Raw genomic sequence first — 18,047 nt, forward strand, 5'->3', positions numbered from 1 at the left:
ACGAGTGATCGTCGTGGGCGCACTCGGCTGTGGGGTACTACTCGGCACTCCGGCTACGCCGGCGACGGCCGACGGCGGGAGCTGCGTCGCGGGATGCACCGACACCAGCACTCCCCCTCCCACCGACACCCACACCGACACCCACTCCGGCACGGGCTCGCTCGAGATCACGGTCAAGGGCTCGTACGTCACCGGGGGCCACGACGTGACCATCCCGGCGGGCAAGGTGTACAAGCCGCCGGTCTGCTACTACCGGTTCTTGGCTACCGGGCAGGAGTACGCCGCGGCCTGGGGACCGGGCGGGAACTACACCTACCTGGTCCACCACCTGCCACCCGAGGACCAGTTCAAGCCGTACCCCGGGTACAAAGACCACGCCGACGACGACAAGGGCGGCTGGTGGTACCCGTTCTGCGACAGCGACAACTTCACCGGCTCCGACAAGGAGTGGGAAGACACCTACACGAAGTTCTACGCCGCCCACAAGACCACCTACGTCGAGGTCGACGAGACCCCGCCCGTGGTCAACACCGTCCCGCCGCGCGTGCTGGCCGAGGTCGCCTCCGACTACGTCAAGCTCACCAACGGCGAGATCCACTGGAACCCCACCCGCAAGGGCGACGGGGCGACGTTCGTCGGGATGAAGACCTGGGTGTGGCTCACCGACACCGCCACCTCCCGGTCCGTCACCGCATCGATCCCCGGCCTGTCCGCGACCGTGACCTCCACCCTGACCGAACTGACGATCCACTCCGACGGCGCCGGCACCACCACCTGCGAGGACGGCACGGGCACACCCTGGAAGCCCGGCGCCGACTCGTCGTGCACGCTGACGTTCACGCGCTCGTCGGCCGTCAACGCGTCCTCAGCGACGAACGACGCCGAGCCGACCTGGACCCTGACGGCCTCCACCCGGTGGGCCTCGACCTGGACCTCCACCGACGGCGACGGCGGCGACTTCGACGACCAGACCATCACCACCGACACCGAGGTCCCCGTCGCCGAGATCCAGTCCGTCGTCAACGCCGCAGGTTGAGGGGCTGACAGGAACGGCGGTCATGGACCAGGCTGAGCCATGGCCCTCGACACGCCCGTCGCGCACGGCACCCCCCTGGACTCGGCGCATCGCTCCAACTTCCCGCCGATCGCCAGCTACGCGTTCCTGTCGGACTGCGAGTCCAACTGCCTGATCTCCCCCGCCGGTGCGGTGGAGTGGATGTGCGTCCCCCGGCCTGACTCGCCGAGCATCTTCGCCGCGATCTTGGACCGCGGGGCGGGTTCGTTCCGGGTGGGGCCTCATGGGATGCGGGTGCCGAGCGCCCGGCGCTACCTGCCGGGGACACTCGTCCTGGAGACGACCTGGCAGACGCCGACGGGTTGGCTCGTCGTGCGCGACGCCATGGTGATGGGCCCGTGGCACAACGAGGAGGAGCGGTCGGCGACGCATCGCCGGACACCCACCGACGACGACGCGGAGCACATCCTGCTGCGCACCGTCACGTGCGTGAGCGGGACGGTCGACCTCGAGATCTCGTGCGCACCGGCGCCCAACTACGCACGCGACGAGGCGCACTGGGAGTACGTCGGCGGTGGATACAAGGCGATCCAGGCCGTCCCCGACCCGGCCGTCGGCGGTCCCACCCTCAAGCTCACGTCCAGCTTGCGGCTCGGCATCGACGGGCGCACGGCGTCGGCCAGGACCCGGATGGTCAACGGCGACAAGGCGTACGTCGCCCTGTCCTGGTCACCGCTACCCGCGCCGTCGACGTGGGACGACGCCGCGCAGATGCTGTGGCGCACGCAGGAGTTCTGGCGCGAGTGGATCACGCAGGGCGTGTTCCCGGACCACCCGTGGCGGACGTACCTGCAGCGCAGCGCGCTGACCCTCAAGGGTCTGACGTACGCGCCGACGGGGGCGCTGCTGGCGGCCGCGACGACGAGCCTGCCCGAGACCCCCGGCGGCGAGCGCAACTGGGACTACCGCTACGCGTGGATCCGCGACTCGACGTTCGCCCTGTGGGGGCTGTACACGCTGGGCCTGGACCGGGAGGCGAACGACTTCTTCGCGTTCATCCACGACGTCTGCCGCGACAACAAGGACCTGCAGATCATGTACGGCGTGGGCGGGGAGGACACGCTCGAGGAGACCGAGCTGACCAACCTGACCGGCTACGAGGGCGCGAGCCCGGTGCGGATCGGCAACGGCGCGTACGACCAGGCGCAGCACGACGTCTGGGGTGCCGTGCTGGACTCCGTCTATCTGCACACCAAGTCGCGCGAGCAGCTCCCCGAGGCGCTGTGGCCGGTGCTCAAGCGACAGGTCGAGGAGGCCATCAAGCACTGGCACGAGCCGGACCGCGGCATCTGGGAGGTGCGCGGCGAGCCGCAGCACTTCGTGTCCAGCAAGCTCATGTGCTGGGTGGCGCTGGACCGGGGGGCGCGTCTGGCACGGATGCACGACGAGCCGGACTTCGCCGAGCAGTGGAGCAAGCTGGCCGACGAGATCCACGCGGACATCTGCGCGAACGGCGTCGACTCGCGCGGCGTGTTCGTGCAGCGCTACGGCTCCGTCGCGCTCGACGCGTCGCTGCTGCTCATCCCGCTGCTGCGCTTCCTGCCGCCCGACGACCCGCGCGTGCGCGCCACCGTCCTGGCGATCGCCGACGAGCTCACGGTGGACGGCCTCGTGCTGCGTTACAAGGTCGAGGAGACCGACGACGGCCTGGAGGGCGAGGAGGGGACGTTCACCATCTGCTCGTTCTGGCTGGTCTCCGCGCTCGTGGAGATCGGCGAGCTCGATCGCGGCCGCGCCCTGTGCGAGCGGCTGCTGTCGTTCGCGAGCACCCTCAACCTCTACGCCGAGGAGATCGAGCCGCGCTCCGGCCGGCACCTGGGCAACTTCCCGCAGGCGTTCACGCACCTGGCGCTCATCAACGCGGCCATGCACGTGATCCGCGCCGAGGAGAACCTGGGCCACGACGGCGTCCACTTCGAGCCGCCGAACCGCGGCGGGTGATCAGTCCGGGTCCTGCGTGTACGGCTGGCCCGGGCTGAACGGCCACTCCTCGAAGCGGTCCACACGCCCGTCGTCGGCGAAGTGCAGGACCCACAGGTCGCGGTACTCGCGCGGCGGGTCGTCGGTGTAGTGCACCTCGGCGCGCACGACCGCCGTCGGCCACTGCACCGCCACCAGCTCCCACGTCCACGTGAACGGCGCGGGGTCAGGCCACCACGCTCGCACCGCGGCGAGGTCCAGCGGCTCCTCGTACGGCGAGCGCCAGTACCGCACGTCGTCGGTGAACAGGCGGTCGAGGCCGTCGTCCTCGCGCCACACGCGCTCGTAGTCGGTGACCCAGGCGGTCACGACAGCGTCGGCATCCATCCTCCCGAGCGTGCTCCCGGTGCCGCGGACGCGCAACCGGTCTCAGCCCTCGCGGCGCGTGCCGCCCAGTCCCTGGCGGTCGGCGGTCAGCGAGACGTCGACGAGGTCGTCGTGCACCGAGGCCCGCACGAGCGCGTCCATCCGGTCGGCGATCGCGCGAAGCGCAGGCGCCTTGGCGTCGTCGACGTCCGCCGTCAGGTCGTCCAGGATCGCGGTGACGCGGCGGGAGACCTGCGGCTGCTCCCGGCCGTAGATGACGATCTCGAGCAGTGCCAGGTCGACGACGTCGGCCCAGGTGGGCCGCCTGATGACGACGACGCCCGATCCGGCCGCCACCGCGCGCGACCCCAGCTCCAGGGTCGCGGCCTCCCGGAGGACGTCCTCGATCTCGTCGAGCGAGCGCACAGCCGTCGTCGGATCGTTGACCGCGGGCGACAGGCCCCGCAGCGCCACGTCGACCAGCAGGCGCAGGGCGTACAGGGGGTCGTAGCGCAACGAGCGCTCGACGTCGACGACGATCGTCGACTCCAGCCCGCGCGTCGGCACCGGCCCGTGCACCTGCATGACGGGAGTCCCGCGGGAGACGGCGTCGCCCACCCGGACCAGCAGCTCGATCCGACCGCCGCTGCGTCGCGCGACCCGCATCAGGCGGCGCAGCTCGACGGCCACGACCTGACCGGTCGAGCCTCGGTGTCGCACCAGCGCGGACGGTCGGTCGTCGTCCGGCGGGACCCCGACCTCCACGCCCTCGCTGTTCTCCTCGCGCTGGCGCCACCGGTGCCCGAGCTCGGCCCGGGCCGCCCGACCGAGCCGGGCCAGCACCGCATCGACGCGTACGCGCGCACCCACGGAGTGGAGCAGCGTGATGAACGCGAGCAGGCTCGCGAGCAGCAGCGCGACGCCCACCAGCACCGTCATCTCCGGCGTCTTGGCGCGCGGACCGTCGTGGACGGTCAGCAAGGACAGGAACGAGAAGGTGGCCGTGCTGAGGAAGACGGCCAGGATCACCTGCGTGCTGCGTGCGCGCAGGAAGTAGCTGACCGTGCGCGGCGAGTACTGGCTCGAGCCGAACTGCAGCAGCAGCACGACGAACGAGAACACGAAGCCGGTGAAGGTCACCATGCCGCCGCCGACGGCGGTCAGGATCGAGCTCACCGAGTCCGCGCTGATGTCGTCGAGCGCGTCGACGTGGACGTCCGCACGCCCCGTGAGCGACGCCAGGACGATCCCGACCAGCACGCCGATCGTCGGGATCACCCAGAACGCGCGCTCCCACCACAGCCGCACCCGCAGCCCGCCGTACCGGCGCATGCCCGCCTCGCTCGTCGTCGTCGGGCCTCGCCCTCGCCGGCCCTGAGGCCCGACGGTACTGACCGCGCGGACGTGTCAGCGCCGACGACGCGCCGACGACGCGCTGATGACGCGCAGCGCGCGACCGGGTGACGTGACGCACCCGTGCGCGTGCCCGACCAGCGCGGAACCCGCCCGACAGGGCAGACTCCCCGTGTGACCGACCTGCTCTCGTCGCCTCGGCCGACCGCCGACGCGTCCGACGACGACGCGCGGGCGCACACCCACCGGCCGGACTGGGGCTGGTTGACCGACCCGGACGACGTCCCGGACGAGCGCACGCTGAGCCGCGCGCGCGACGACGCCGAGCGGCTGCTCGCCAACCACGGCGTCACCTACGGCGCGGACAAGCCCGAGGGCGCGGGCCCGTGGCGGCTGGACCCCGAGCCGGTCATGGTCGACGAGGCGGAGTGGTCTGTGCTGGACGCGGGGCTGCGCCAGCGCGCGGAGCTGCTCGACGCGGTCCTGGTGGACCTGTACGGCTCGCGGCGGCTGCTCACGGACGCGCTGCTCCCGCCGACGACCGTCGTCGGGCACCCCGGCTTCCTGCGCGCGGCGGACGGCCTGCGCATGCCCGGCGGCCGCGAGCTGGTGCTCACGGCCACGGACCTGGTGCGCGACCCGGACGGCGGCTGGCGTGCCGTCGCCGACCGCACGCAGGCACCGTCCGGCGCGGGGTATGCGATGGAGGGACGCCGGGTCGTGTCCCAGGTGCTCGCCGGCGTGTACCGGCAGGCGTCCATCCAGCGGCTCGGCCCGTTCTTCCTGGCCCTGCGCGGTGCGCTGCGCGACGTCGCCCCCGCGTACGCCGAGCAGCCGCGGATCGTGCTGCTCACCTCCGGGACGGCCAGCGAGACGATCTTCGACCAGGCGTACCTCGCCTCCATGCTGGGCCTGCCGCTGGTCGAGGGCACCGACCTGCTGGTGCGCGAGGGCCGGCTGTGGATGCGCGGCCTCGAGGGGCTCGAGGCCGTCGACGTGGTGCTGCGGCGCGTGGACGCCGACTGGTGCGACCCGCTGGAGCTGCGCACCGGATCGCGGCTGGGCGTGCCGGGGCTGGTCCGGGCCGTGCGCGGCGGGACCGTGAGCGTCGTGAACCCGCTGGGCACGTCCGTGCTGGAGAACCCCGCGCTGCTCGCCTACCTGCCCCGGCTGGCGCGCACGGTGCTGGGCCAGGACCTGGAGCTCGCGTCGGCGCCCACGTGGTGGTGCGGCGAGACCGCGTCGCTGCAGCACGTGCTGGGCCGGCTCGACGAGCTCGTCCTGCTGCCCACCGAGCGCGGCACGGGCCCCGGTGTCATCGCCGGGTGGACGCTCGACGCCGCGGCTCGCGAGGCGCTCGCCGCGCGGATCACGGCCGAGCCGTGGGCCTGGGCCGCGCAGGAGGCGACGCGGCACGGTCAGCCGGCCGGTTCCACGCAGGCCGGCATGCTGCGCACGTACGCCGTCGCGCACCGCGGCTCGTACACCGTGATGGCTGGGGGGCTGGCGCGCGTCTCGGACTCGGAGGTCGTGTCCTCGTCGTCGGGCGCCGTCGCCAAGGACGTCTGGGTGCTGTCCTCGCAGCCCGACGCGGGCGGCGACGACTCTGCGTCGCCCGTCGACCTGGCGCCCGTCGACCTCGATCTCGCGCCCGCCGGCCGCCGCAGCGGCACGGGCATCTCCGCGCGCATCGCCGAGAACCTGTGGTGGATGGGCCGCTACGCGGAGCGCTCCGAGGACCGCGCCCGCGTGCTGCGCGTCGTCGTCGACCGGTGGGACGACCACCACGGACGGCCGCGGTCCGCCGGCGGGCGGGCGCTCGCCGTGCTCGTCGCGAGCGCGGAACCGGCCGACGAGCAGACGGGGGCGAGCCTGCGTGCGCTCGTCCTCGACACCCGCACCACGACGTCGGTGGCGGCGGCGCTGCGCCGGCTCGGCACATCCGCCGCGACCGTGCGCGACCAGCTGTCGTCGGACACGTTCGCCCCGCTGGCCCGCATCGACCGGTCCCTGCGGGCCGAGCGGGCGCGTCGTCGGCCCGGCGCGGACGACGGGCTGGACCTGCGGCTCGACGACGCCGGCGCGGCGACCGCCGGGCTGCGGCCCGCGCTGGACCAGGTGCTCGAGGGTCTGCTGTCCGTCGCGGGCATCGCGGCCGAGGGTCTGGTCCGGGACGTGGGCTGGCGGTTCCTGGACGCCGGTCGCCGCATCGAGCGCGCGCAGCACGTGGTGGACCACCTGCACGCGACCCTGGTGGAGCGGCGGCCCGCGAGCGTCGAGAGCCACGTGGTGGACTCGGTGGTGCTGGCGCACGACTCGTCGATCACGTTCCGTCGCCGCTACGCGTCGGACGCAGGCGCGGCCGACGTGCTGGACCTGCTTCTGCTGGACCGCACCAACCCGCGCTCGCTCGCGTTCCAGCTGGACCGGCTCGGCGCCGAGCTGGGCACGGTGCCGGCCGCGGAGCACCTTCTGTCCGACGTCCGGGACCTGCTGGCCGAGCTCGACCCGGCGGCCGTCACCGCGGGCGAAGGCCGGCGCGACCGGCTCGGTGAGGCGCTGGAGTCGATGGCGTGGCGGCTGCGCTCCGCCGCGGACGAGATCCAGCGCGTGCACTTCGCCCGGCCCGGCCCCAGCCGCGCGCTCGAGGACCCGTGGGACGCGGCCGACGAGACGGAACGCCCATGACACGCACCTACGACCTGGTGCACCGCACCACCTACACGTACGGCGGTCCCGTCACCGACTCCTACGGCCGCACCACCATGACGCCGCGCGACCTGCCGGGGCAGGCGGTGCACACGTCCGTCGTCGAGCTGGACCCGCCGCCCTCCGACACGGCCGGCCACATCGACTTCTACGGCAACCGCACCACCTATTACAACGTCACCGAGCCCCACACCCGGCTCGTCGTCACCTCAAGGTCCACCATCGAGATCAGCCGGGTGGCCGCGACGCTCGACTCGCTGCCCGTGGTGCCGTGGGAGGACGTGGTGCGATCGGTCGACGAGGGCGACCTCGCCGCCGCCGTCTCCCCCGACGTGCTCGTCGCGCTCCGCGAGATGGTGCTGCCGTCCGTGCACGCGGTGCCGGGACCCGAGGTGCTGGAGTGGGCGGCGCCGTCGTTCACCCCGGGCCGTCCCCTGGGCGAGGTGCTCGTCGACCTGGCCCACCGGATCCGCACCGAGATCACCTACCGGTCCGGCTCCACGACCGTCAGCACGACACAGGCGCAGCTGCTCGCCCAGCGCGCGGGCGTCTGCCAGGACTTCGCGCACCTGATGATCGCCGCGCTGCGCGCCCACGGGCTGCCCGCGCGGTACGTGTCCGGGTACATCGAGACCCGCCCCCCGGCCGGGCGCGAGAAGCTGCGCGGCGCCGACGCGTCGCACGCCTGGCTCGCCGCGTGGCTTCCCGGCGCCGGTTGGGTGGACATCGACCCGACCAACGACCAGTTCGTCGACGACCGGTACGTGGTCCTCGGTTGGGGACGCGACTACCACGACGTCCCGCCGCTGCGGGGGGTCATCTTCACCGAGGGCTCGGGCTCGAAGCTGACGGTGGCGGTCGACCTGGTCCCGTCGGGCACCCCCCGCTTCGTCTGACCTGGCTCAGGGCCGCGTCGCGCGCGTTCTCAGGTCGTCGGAGGCGACGACGAAGGCGCCGGCGTCCAGCACCGTGCCGCCGACGGCCCGCCACAAGGCCGCCGTCGCCCGGGCGATCGCCGGGGACACGCGCTGGCGGGCGATGACGTGCAGCGGGGACGGGTCCTCGACGTCGAGCTCGGCCGGCTCCAACGGCTCCCACGCCACCCGGTAGGCCCAGGGACCGTGCTCGCGCCAGTCGACCGCCGCGAGCGCCGGCGGCTGCGTGCCTCGGTCGAGCCGGATCGTCACGGCGCCGTCGTACTCGTAGGTCGCGGTGAGCGCGAAGGGCTGCGGGCCGGAGCCGTAGGCGTGCGGGACGTCGGACGGCGCCAGCCGCGCACCGCTGAGCGCGGGGCGGACGAGCGCGACGGCGTCGGCGGCGGTCATCGGCTCGGCCGACCACAGGGTGAGGTCGGGGCGGGCGTCGGGGTCGGGGACCAGCGAGCGCTGCCGGTTCGCCGATGCGACCATCCCGGCGCTGCGGCGCGCGGCGGCCGTCATCCACTGCGTCGCACGGCGGTCGGCGGCCGTCGCCGCCGGGCCCGGTCGGGCCTGGAGGCCGTAGACGTCGACGGCGCCCGCGCCGGTCCCGGTCTCAGGGCCGTCGACCGCGAACGGGCCGACGAGCGCGGTGTCGTCGTCGAGCCGGAGCAGCCCGTCGACCGCGGCCGTCTCCGCGACGGCGATCCCGCGGAACCGCGCACCCGTGGGTCGGGAGGCCGCGACGGCGGCGACCGGTTCGCGTTCCCACGCCACGTGCGGGTACCAGGCCGCGGCCAGCGCGCGGACGTCGGTGCCGCGGGGGACGACGAGGACGTGGTGCCCGTCGAGCGCGGTGGGCAGGGCCCGGACCAGGGTCATGACCGGAAACTAGCGGTCGAATGCTGCCGCGAGGTTTCCGGCGTGATGCGGGCAGCCGCCACCGAAACGAATCAGTTGTCCACAGGCTTCACCCGCTGTACCCACGGGTGTGGACGACATCTGTGGACAACTCGTCAGGCGCCGACGTCGTGCAGGTGGTGGACCACGTCGTGCAGGAAGTACTGCCCGAGCGTCCGGACCGTGAAGACCGACCCGTTCGAGCGCCGGCCCGTCCGCTCCCACGCGTCGTCGGGCACCGCGTCGAACCGGTCCGCGACCACGTCGGCGGCGTCGGCGAGCTGCTCGGCGACCACGGTCGGGTCCTGCAGGTCGTAGCGCTCCGCGAGCGCGGTGGCGTCCTGGTCCCAGTTCGCGAACGGCGGGTCGTCCTGGTCGAGCATCAGCGCGAGCCGCCCGTCGAACACCCCGAAGACGTCACGCACGTGCGCGCCGTACTCGAGCGTCGACCACGTGGTGGGCGACGGGCGTCGGCGCACGTCGTCGCGGTGCAGCGCGGCGACCCAGCGCGGCGCCAGGTCGCGGACGGTCGCGCCGATCGACGTCGGGTCGACGTCGGCGGCCGCGAACCCGCACTCCGGGCAGCGCTCGCGCAGCACCCAGGTCCAGTCCTTGTCGTCGGGCTCGATGGCGGGGGCGTCGGACGTCGTCATGGCCAGAACGCTAGGGCCCGCACGGCCCCGGCGTCGACGGTGTTCCACGCCGGCCGACCTTCGCTCCCCCACTCGTCGCGCTACAGCACTCCCGCCGCCTGGAGCCGCGCGAACTCGTCGTCGGTCAGCAGCCGCGAGCGGATCAGGAACCGCACGCCCTCGGGCGCCTCGAGCGAGAACCCCGCGCCCCGTCCCGGCACCACGTCGATGGTGAGGTGCGTGTGCTTCCAGTACTCGTACTGCGCCTTCGTCATCCACACGGGCACGACGACGCCGTCGCCCAGGTCCAGGTCGCCCAGGTGCTCGTCGACGTCACCGGTCAGGAAGTCGCCCGCCGGGTAGCACATGGGCGACGAGCCGTCGCAGCAGCCCCCCGACTGGTGGATCATCAGCTCGCCGTGCTGATCGCGCAGGCTGCGCAGCATCTGCGCCGCCGCGTCGGTCACGGCGACCCGCTCCGGCACGGCACCGGCGCCGCGGCTCTCGTCGTGCGTCGACTCGTCGTGCGTCGTCTCCTCGGACCCCATCACGCTCACGTCGCACCTCCTCGTGCACTTCGAGTAGAACGCCGCGGCGGCGTTCGCGCATCACGACGTCGTCGGCCGGACCCGCCAGGTCGCGACGAATCCCGCACGTCCCGTGACGGAGGTGAACGTGAGCGACCCCCCTGCGGCCCCACGCGCGACGACCGCTGTCCCAGGACGTGCGGGATCCGCAGCACGGCCGGGGCGGCGGTCGTCGGCGCACATCGCCCCGGCCGTTCCCCCGGACTGCTGTCCGGCGCGGCTCCCTCGACCCGATCCGTCAGAAGAAGCCGAGCTTGGTGCCCGAGTAGCTGACCAGCAGGTTCTTGGTCTGCTGGTAGTGGTCGAGCATCATCTTGTGGTTCTCGCGGCCGACGCCGGAGCCCTTGTAGCCGCCGAACGCCGCCGCCGCCGGGTATGCGTGGTAGCAGTTGGTCCACACGCGGCCGGCCTCGATGTCGCGGCCGGCCCGGTAGGCGATGTTGGCCTCCCGGGACCACACGCCGGCGCCCAGTCCGTAGAGCGTGTCGTTGGCGGTGTGGATGGCGTCGGAGTAGTCGCTGAAGCTCGTGACCGCGACGACCGGTCCGAAGATCTCCTCCTGGAAGATCCGCATCGAGTTCTTGCCCTCGAAGATCGTCGGCTGCACGTAGTAGCCGTCGGCCAGGTCGCCGTCCAGGTGCGCCCGCGCACCGCCCGTCAGGACCTTGGCGCCCTCGGCGCGGCCGATGTCCAGGTAGGACAGGATCTTCTCGAGCTGGTCGTTGGACGCCTGAGCGCCGATCATCGTGTCGGTGTCGAGCGGGTTGCCCTGCTTGATGGCCTCCACGCGGGCGACGCCGTCCGCGATGAACCCGTCGTAGATCGACTCCTGGATCAGGGCGCGCGACGGGCAGGTGCAGACCTCGCCCTGGTTGAGGGCGAACATCGCGAAGCCCTCCATCGCCTTGTCGTAGAAGTCGTCCTTCTCCCGGGCGACGTCCTCGAAGAAGATGTTGGGGCTCTTGCCACCCAGCTCGAGGGTGACCGGGATGATGTTCTGGGACGCGTACTGCATGATCAGGCGGCCCGTGGTGGTCTCACCGGTGAAGGCGATCTTGCGGATGCGGGGCGACGACGCGAGCGGCTTGCCCGCCTCGGCACCGAACCCGTTCACCACGTTGACCACGCCCGGGGGAAGCAGGTCCGCGATCAGCTCCATGAGCAGCAGGATCGACGCCGGCGTCTGCTCCGCCGGCTTCAGCACCACGCAGTTGCCGGCCGCGAGCGCCGGCGCCAGCTTCCACGTGGCCATGAGGATCGGGAAGTTCCACGGGATGATCTGCCCGACCACGCCCAGCGGCTCGTGGAAGTGGTAGGCGATCGTGTCGCCGTCGATCTCCGAGATCGACCCCTCCTGCGCGCGGATCGCCCCCGCGAAGTAGCGGAAGTGGTCGATCGCGAGCGGCATGTCGGCGGCGAGCGTCTCGCGGACCGGCTTGCCGTTCTCCCACGTCTCGGCCACCGCGAGCAGCTCGAGGTTCTCCTCCATGCGGTCGGCGATCTTGTTGAGGACCAGGGCCCGCTCCGTGGCGGACGTCTTGCCCCAGCTGCGGGCCGCACCGTGGGCGGCGTCGAGCGCGCGCTCGATGTCGTCGGCATCACCGCGCGCCACCTCGCAGAACGTCTTGCCGGTGACGGGGCTGGGGTTCTCGAAGTAGCGGCCGGCGGCCGGGGCGACGTACTCGCCGCCGATCCAGTGGTCGTAGCGGTCGCGGTACGTGGCGGGGCTGCCGGGCTGTCCCGGTGCTGCGTAGACGGTCATCGCGCCTCCTGGCAGGTCAGGCGGGCGCAAGGGGGTGTGACGCCCGCAGGACGCGGCCTCGTCGCCCCGTCCTGCGCCGACGGTAGGACGCCGACCGTTGCACCAACGTTGCAGCTGCCCGACACCACGAATCGCTACGCCAACAGGTCGCGCTCGATCCGGGCCAGGTGGGCGTGCGCGCGCAGGTGCGAGGCGGACCCGGGGCGGCTCGCGTCCGCCATGGCCTCCCAGACCTGCCAGTCGTCGGCGCCCTCGTCGGACGCGGCCCACCGGGCCAGGGCCTCCACGTCGCGCGACGCGAGCACGGCGGAGCGAACGTCGTCGGCCAGGTCCGCGCGCGCCCGCTCGACGCCCGGCGCCGCCGATCGCGCCAGCAGGGGACCTGCGTAGGCGGCCAGCGCACCGGCCACGTCGCCCACCGCGAGCGCGGCGCGCACGGCGTCCGCGTCCGTCCGCAGAGGCCGGGTCAGCCGGTAGGGCCTGGACTCGCTGAGCAGCGGGCCGACGAGGCGTCGCAGACGCGAGACCTCCGCGCGGACCGTGACGCCCGACAGGTCGTGCTCGGACAGCAGGACCGCGAGCTGGTCCGCGGACAGGCCTGCGGGGTGCAGCGCGAGCAGCAGCAGGATCTCCGCGTGCCGGCCGCTCACGCGCTGCGTCGTGCCGTCGACGGTCAACGACCCGGACCGCGCACCCAGCACGCGCAGGGTCGGCTCCGGCGGGGCGGCGGGCGCGGTGCTCGTCGGGCCGGGTGCGCGCAGGGTTGCCTCGATGGCCGCGGCCGTGGCCCGGACCAGCCGCATCGCCAACGGGCTCGCCACGACGGAACCGCCCGTCACGTCCAGCACTCCCAGCACCCGGCCGCCGCCGTCGTGCAGCGGCACCGCCGTGCAGTTCCACGGCTGGACGGGCCGCGCCCAGTGCTCGTGCCCGACCACCTGCACCTCGCGGTCCGTGGCCAGCGCCGTGCCCGGTGCGTTGGTGCCCGCGCAGTCCTCGCGCCAGACCGCCCCCTCCACGAACCCCGCCGGCTCGACGCGGCGGCGGATGTTCTTGTCCCCCTCCACCCACAGCAGGCGTCCGTGCTGGTCCGTGAGCGCGGTGACCCAGTCCGGGTCCGCGTCGAGCAGCAACGATCGGACCGCGGGCAGCACGCCGGCCAGCGGGTGCTCACGCCGCAGGCCGGCCAGGTCGTTCAGGGTGACGTCCACGGGGGGCGCGGACACGTCCGGGTCCACGCCGCTGCGCCGGCTGCGACGCCAGGAGTCGACGACCAGCCGCCGCACGCTGCGCGCCGGGGCGCGGCCGGTGGTGACGAACACGTCGTGCGCGCTGCTGACGCGAGCGGGGTCGGCGGGCGCCCGGTCCGGCCGCGCGGCATCCGGACGAAGGGCCTCGCGCCGCGCGGCATCCGGACGAGGGGTCCCGCGCCGCGCGGCATCCGGGCGTGCGGCATCGACCCGTGCGCTCGTCGTCACCGACATGGGGCCTCCCGCCCGGCCGCTGTCCGACCACCGCGCGACGCCGTCGTCGTCAGGAACCGGACACAGCGAGTGTAGGTTCGCGCGTCGCTGCGCACATCCCCCACCGCATCACGCTTCCGCACGATTCCGGCGATCGGCCTCTCGCCGACGTCGCTGGCACAGACGTCGCTGGCACAGACGTCGGTGGTACAGCAACCAGCCGGGCACCCGCCGGCGTCCGCGTCCCGATTTGCTGACGTTCTGTGCGAGGATGTCACCATGCCCAAGATCATCGGCGGGTCGCTGCACGAGCACCGTGAGCAGACCCGGCAGAAGCTCTTCGCGGCGCTGTCGACCCTCATGGCCGAGCAGGGCTTCGACGCCATCACCCTCGCCGAGATCGCGCAGGCGGCCGGCGTCGGCCGCACGGCGGTGTACAACCACTTCCCGGACAAGGAAGCGCTGCTCCTGGGGTTCATCACCCACGAGACCGACCAGTACGCGGCCACCCTGCAACGCTCGCTCGACGACATCGACGACCCGGTCGAGCAGCTGCGCACCTACGTCCGCCAGCAGGCCAACCTCAAGCGCGTCTACCACGTGGCCCCCGGCCCGGAGCTGCGCTCGGTGCTGTCCCGCACGGCCCAGCAGCGGGTCCGGGAGCACGTCGTCATCGTCGAGAAGGTGCTGCGCGACATCCTGTCCGCCGGCATCGAGTCGGGCGCGTTCCCCGAGCAGGACCTCGACACGACGGTGCCCCTGGTCAACGCGTGCCTGTCGGGCCGCGGCGTGCCCGATGACGGCCCCGCTCGCGAGCGTGCGATCGCCCAGACCGAGGCGTTCGTGCTGCGCGCCGTCGGCGCGCCCGTGCTGGTCCCGGCCTGACCGGGGTGGCGGGTCAGGGCAGCGGCCGCGGGCGGTCGTCCGGTCGGGCGTCGGGTCACGGTGGCGCAGGACGGTCCGACGAAGGCCGCGGAGGCACCGGGCGCGGCGGTGCTGGTCGCGGAGGTGCTGGTCGCGGCGAGGGCAAACGAGGGACGTCGAGCCGGCGCGATGCCGGTCGAGCAGGGGCGGACCGTCCTCAGGGCGCTCGCCGTGGTCCTGTCACAGATCGCGGCACCGCCGGACGCGTGGCCAGCACGGCGCCGACCGTCGTCGAGCTGACGTTCCTGCCGGGGCTCGCGGACGTGCTGCGCGACGAGGTCGCCGAGGTGCTGCACCCGAAGCGCCCGGCCACCCTCGTGCCCGGCCGCTCCGACGCCCTGGTCCTCACGCTTCCGGGAGCCCTGTCCGAGGTTCGCCGCCTCACGACGGCCGTCGCCGCGTTCGTCGTGCTGCACTTCGACGTTCCGCGGCCCAAGTCGCTGACCAGCGGCGACCACCTGCGCCGCATCGTCGACGCGGTCTACGCCTCCCTGCGCGTGGCCGGCTCGTCCACGTTCCGCTTCGAGGCCGCGGGCAGCGACTCCACGGTCTTCGCGCGGCTGGCCTCCGAGCTCAACGCAGCCACCGGTCTCAAGCACGACGAGAAGGACGGCGAGCTCGTCGTCCGGGTCCGCCGCGGCGTCGTACGCGGAAGCGACGCCCGCACATCCGAGGCAGATCCCGGCTGGGACGTCCTGGTCCGTGTCGGCAACCGCCCGTTGTCGGCACGCCCGTGGCGCGTCGCGGACTACCCAGGTGCGGTGAACGCGACGATCGCCGCCGCGATGGTGCGGCTCGCGGGCGTGGACGCCGACGATCGCGTCGCCAACCTCATGTGCGGCTCGGGCACGCTGCTCATCGAGCGGCTGCTCGCCGGTCCAGCCGCCGTCGCGACCGGCATCGACCTCGCAACCGACGCGGTCGAGGCGTCGCGCGCCAACCTCGAGGCGGCCGCCCTCCAACGCAAGGCGACGCTCCAGACCGCCGATATCGCCGCAGCCGACGGCGCCTACGATCTGCTGCTCGCCGACCCACCCTGGGGCACCATCCACGGCAGCCACGCGACCAACGCGGATCTTCACGCGACCCTGCTCCGCGAGGCGCACCGCCTCGCGGCACCGGGCGCGAGGCTCGTCGTCCTCACGCACGAGATCAAGGTCATGGAACGCTGCCTGCGAGAGACCGACCTGTGGGCGGTCCGCTCCGAGACCCGCGTCTTCGCCAAGGGTCACCACCCGCGCATCTATCTCCTGGACCGAACCTGACTCGGGCCGTGGCGCTCCCGTCCGTGCGCTCCCACCGAGACCAGCCACTCCGTGCGCTCGAGCCGCGACGACTCGGTCCCGGCACGAGGGCCGCGGCGACCCGGCCCCGGCAGTTGCCGGATGAAGCAGACCCGGCACTCAGGCACTCACGCGACGTGGCAACCCCAGCGCTCACGTGACGAGGCGGCTCCACCGCTCACGTGTCGGGGCGGCCCGTGCGCGATCGGGTCACGACCTGCTCGGTCGGTACCTGTTGGGCGTGTGATGGTTGCAGAGGGCGTCGAGCATGCGGGCGGGCGAGCCAGCAGCGCGGCGCCAGCCGTCGTCGCTAGAGGGCCTGCCCGCGCGGTCTGCGCCGGCGCGGTTGCTGCCGGCGCGGTCGCCGTCAGCCCGGTTGCTGCCGACGCGTTCCGTAGCCGGGTTGCCGGGTCTTGCGTCGGTGAGGGTGCGTAGCCACGCGGGTGGTCTGAGCTCTGGCACGTTCTCGCGCATGCGGATCTGCCAGCCGGACGTGTCGATGGTGCGGTGGTGGTACCAGCACAGCAGGACGCCGTTGTCGGTGTGCGTGCCGTCAGGGTCGTCGTCGTGCGGGGTCACGTGGTGGACCTCGCACCAGCCCGCGGGGACGTGGCAGCCGGGGATGACGCAGCCTCCGTCGCGCAGGGTGATGGCGCGTCGTTGGTGGCCGGTGAAACAGCGTTCGGGCGACCACAGGCCGACCACCGCTCCCGCGTCGTCGAACGCGACCCGCTGGATCGCGCCTGCGCATGCGAGCTGGCGGACCGCGGCCATCGAGAGCGGCACCTGGCCGCCAAGCGTGTCGCCCGTGAACACGACTCCGGTTCCGTGCCCGGCCGCGAGATCCGATGCGCGCGTCGCGACGAGGACCGTGGGTGAGTTGCCGGCCAGGGAACGTCGGTCGGCGATCCGCCCAGCGGCCTGAAGCGCCATCGCCAGGATGTCGTGCATGAGCTGGGGTGCAGTGCGAGGGTCGGGCGCGACGTCCGCCTCCTCGTTCGTGGCCGCCGAGTCGAGGTGGTCGGACTCGTCAGGGGTGCACTCGCCGGCGGCGGTCGGGCCAGCTGTCTCTTCACCACCCGCGGCAGTCGCGAAGTCGCCAGCCGCACACTCGCCGGCCGCGTGGGCGGCCCACGCGCTCGGGTCGGGAACGGCGGGGGTGCGGGGGTTGGTGCAGGCGTCAGCGTAGGCACGCAGGGAAGCGGCGACCTCCGGCAGGAGCAGACCGCTGAGCCGCACGAGCCCGTGGTGCAGGCCCCCCAGCTTGAGCGAGCGGTGCGCGAGCTCCGTCTCGGCGGGTTCTGTACCGTCCTGGTCCAAGAACGCGGCCCACGTCGCGGCCTGGATCCGTGCCGAGTCCGCATCGACCGGCGGCACACCATCAGCGTGCTCGGCAGCGCACCCGCCGACGAGCTCCTCCTCGGCGACCTGCACCGCCGCGGCACCCGCGAACCCGCGCACCGGGTTGAGGTTGTCGACGATGCTCAACGCCGCATCGATGTTGAGCCGCCCATCACGCAGCGCATCGGCGACGTACGGGAACGTCGCCGGCAGAGCCGCACCGCTCAGTGCGGTCGACTCCTGCGTCGCCCGACCGAGACGTATCCAGCGTGAGACCGACGACTGCGCGGCACCGGTGACCCGGCGGATCAGCTCCCGCGAGGTCCGGCATCCGCGGCTGCGCGCCAGGCTGTCGGCACCGCGACCGCTGCGCTCGTCGACCTGGACCGCCAACGCGCCACGCCATACCTCGACGTGGCGCGCGAGAGCTTCGACGTCCGCGAGCCCGCTCAGCAGATCCTCGTCCGACCACGCCGCGACCTCGCCCGACAGCGACCACCCAGGCTGCGCATCAGCACCCGCCTGGTCGTCGCTGGCACGCCCTCCGAAATCGGCACCACCATCACCAGAACCCGCGCCGAGCGCGGAACGCACGAGCGCTCCTGCATCGACGATCCGGTCTCTGGCCATGGCTCGATCGTGACACCCGCCCTCGCGGCAAAACCGTACGCACGTTCGATTGTGGACAGGGATGCTCGCCCACATGACACGCGGTCACCCGGGCGCAGCCGCAGCGACGCGACGGCCCGCCGCGGAGGCCCCCGAAGCGACTTTCCGGGCGCGCGGGCAGCGGGGGCAAGGCACCCGCGTCGAAG

General features: G+C 73.0%; 14 protein-coding genes. 6 read left to right on the plus strand and 8 right to left on the minus strand.

Annotated elements, in window-relative coordinates; genetic code table 11:
• The first annotated feature begins 13 nt into the window (after nt 1-13).
• Nucleotides 14-1,036, plus strand: coding sequence for a hypothetical protein (locus IC607_RS03695; RefSeq protein ID WP_191785616.1), 1,023 nt, complete (start codon nt 14-16; stop codon nt 1,034-1,036).
• A gap of 39 nt (nt 1,037-1,075) precedes the next feature.
• On the plus strand, nt 1,076-3,016 hold the full coding sequence (locus tag IC607_RS03700) for a glycoside hydrolase family 15 protein (RefSeq protein WP_191785617.1): 1,941 nt from the start codon (nt 1,076-1,078) through the stop codon (nt 3,014-3,016).
• On the opposite strand, the gene IC607_RS03705 is transcribed toward IC607_RS03700, so the two are convergent.
• Together IC607_RS03705 and IC607_RS03710 are read right to left on the minus strand one after the other, a co-directional pair.
• Nucleotides 3,017-3,382 (minus strand): nuclear transport factor 2 family protein, encoded by a 366-nt coding sequence (locus IC607_RS03705; RefSeq protein WP_191785618.1) that lies wholly within the window; start codon nt 3,380-3,382, stop codon nt 3,017-3,019. It lies immediately after the preceding gene.
• Nucleotides 3,383-3,424: 42 nt separating this feature from the next.
• A complete protein-coding gene (locus IC607_RS03710; RefSeq protein WP_191785619.1) occupies nt 3,425-4,693 on the minus strand; it encodes a DUF2254 domain-containing protein in 1,269 nt (422 codons plus the stop codon).
• A 195-nt stretch (nt 4,694-4,888) separates the two neighbouring features.
• Here IC607_RS03710 and IC607_RS03715 point away from each other — a divergent pair, with 195 nt between their 5' ends.
• Nucleotides 4,889-7,402, plus strand: coding sequence for a circularly permuted type 2 ATP-grasp protein (locus IC607_RS03715; RefSeq protein WP_191785620.1), 2,514 nt, complete (start codon nt 4,889-4,891; stop codon nt 7,400-7,402).
• Nucleotides 7,399-8,319, plus strand: a complete 921-nt coding sequence (locus tag IC607_RS03720; protein WP_191785621.1) for a transglutaminase family protein — start codon at nt 7,399-7,401, stop codon at nt 8,317-8,319. Before IC607_RS03715 ends, IC607_RS03720 begins: the two co-directional genes overlap by 4 nt.
• 6 nt (nt 8,320-8,325) lie before the next feature.
• On the opposite strand, the gene IC607_RS03725 is transcribed toward IC607_RS03720, so the two are convergent.
• From IC607_RS03725 to IC607_RS03745, 5 genes are all read right to left on the minus strand, one after another.
• The gene (locus tag IC607_RS03725; RefSeq protein WP_191785622.1) at nt 8,326-9,222 is read right to left on the minus strand and encodes a hypothetical protein; all 897 of its coding nucleotides are present in this window, start codon (nt 9,220-9,222) and stop codon (nt 8,326-8,328) included.
• 134 nt (nt 9,223-9,356) lie between these two features.
• Nucleotides 9,357-9,893: a DinB family protein gene (locus IC607_RS03730; protein WP_191785623.1), complete on the minus strand. Its 537-nt coding sequence runs from the start codon at nt 9,891-9,893 to the stop codon at nt 9,357-9,359.
• Between the two features lie 80 nt (nt 9,894-9,973).
• Nucleotides 9,974-10,318, minus strand: a complete 345-nt coding sequence (locus tag IC607_RS03735) for a DUF779 domain-containing protein (protein ID WP_225224494.1) — start codon at nt 10,316-10,318, stop codon at nt 9,974-9,976.
• Between the two features lie 379 nt (nt 10,319-10,697).
• Nucleotides 10,698-12,221, minus strand: a complete 1,524-nt coding sequence (gene adh / locus IC607_RS03740) for an aldehyde dehydrogenase (RefSeq protein ID WP_191785624.1) — start codon at nt 12,219-12,221, stop codon at nt 10,698-10,700.
• 134 nt (nt 12,222-12,355) lie between these two features.
• Nucleotides 12,356-13,705: a GAF domain-containing protein gene (locus IC607_RS03745; protein WP_191785625.1), complete on the minus strand. Its 1,350-nt coding sequence runs from the start codon at nt 13,703-13,705 to the stop codon at nt 12,356-12,358.
• Nucleotides 13,706-13,963: 258 nt separating this feature from the next.
• Between IC607_RS03745 and IC607_RS03750 the strand changes: the two genes are divergently transcribed.
• Complete coding sequence (locus IC607_RS03750) at nt 13,964-14,569, plus strand: TetR/AcrR family transcriptional regulator (protein ID WP_191785626.1); 606 nt, start codon at nt 13,964-13,966, stop codon at nt 14,567-14,569.
• 245 nt (nt 14,570-14,814) lie between these two features.
• On the plus strand, nt 14,815-15,873 hold the full coding sequence (locus IC607_RS03755) for a methyltransferase (protein WP_370525986.1): 1,059 nt from the start codon (nt 14,815-14,817) through the stop codon (nt 15,871-15,873).
• 228 nt (nt 15,874-16,101) lie between these two features.
• Here the strand turns inward: IC607_RS03755 and IC607_RS03760 are convergent, their stop codons facing one another.
• Nucleotides 16,102-17,862, minus strand: coding sequence for an HNH endonuclease signature motif containing protein (locus IC607_RS03760; RefSeq protein WP_191785628.1), 1,761 nt, complete (start codon nt 17,860-17,862; stop codon nt 16,102-16,104).
• Nucleotides 17,863-18,047: the final 185 nt, after the last annotated feature.

The organism is Cellulomonas sp. JH27-2, assembly GCF_014837175.1.
In the GTDB taxonomy this organism is placed as follows: domain Bacteria; phylum Actinomycetota; class Actinomycetes; order Actinomycetales; family Cellulomonadaceae; genus Cellulomonas.

Coding starts and splice junctions, on each gene's coding strand:
- IC607_RS03700 (WP_191785617.1), top strand. CDS start 1,076: ATGGCCCTCGACACGCCCGTCGCGCACGGCACCCCCCTGGACTCGGCG.
- IC607_RS03705 (WP_191785618.1), bottom strand. CDS start 3,382: ATGGATGCCGACGCTGTCGTGACCGCCTGGGTCACCGACTACGAGCGC.
- IC607_RS03710 (WP_191785619.1), bottom strand. CDS start 4,693: ATGCGCCGGTACGGCGGGCTGCGGGTGCGGCTGTGGTGGGAGCGCGCG.
- IC607_RS03720 (WP_191785621.1), top strand. CDS start 7,399: ATGACACGCACCTACGACCTGGTGCACCGCACCACCTACACGTACGGC.
- IC607_RS03725 (WP_191785622.1), bottom strand. CDS start 9,222: ATGACCCTGGTCCGGGCCCTGCCCACCGCGCTCGACGGGCACCACGTC.
- IC607_RS03730 (WP_191785623.1), bottom strand. CDS start 9,893: ATGACGACGTCCGACGCCCCCGCCATCGAGCCCGACGACAAGGACTGG.
- IC607_RS03735 (WP_225224494.1), bottom strand. CDS start 10,318: ATGCTGCGCAGCCTGCGCGATCAGCACGGCGAGCTGATGATCCACCAG.
- adh (WP_191785624.1), bottom strand. CDS start 12,221: ATGACCGTCTACGCAGCACCGGGACAGCCCGGCAGCCCCGCCACGTAC.
- IC607_RS03745 (WP_191785625.1), bottom strand. CDS start 13,705: ATGTCGGTGACGACGAGCGCACGGGTCGATGCCGCACGCCCGGATGCC.
- IC607_RS03750 (WP_191785626.1), top strand. CDS start 13,964: ATGCCCAAGATCATCGGCGGGTCGCTGCACGAGCACCGTGAGCAGACC.
- IC607_RS03760 (WP_191785628.1), bottom strand. CDS start 17,862: ATGGCCAGAGACCGGATCGTCGATGCAGGAGCGCTCGTGCGTTCCGCG.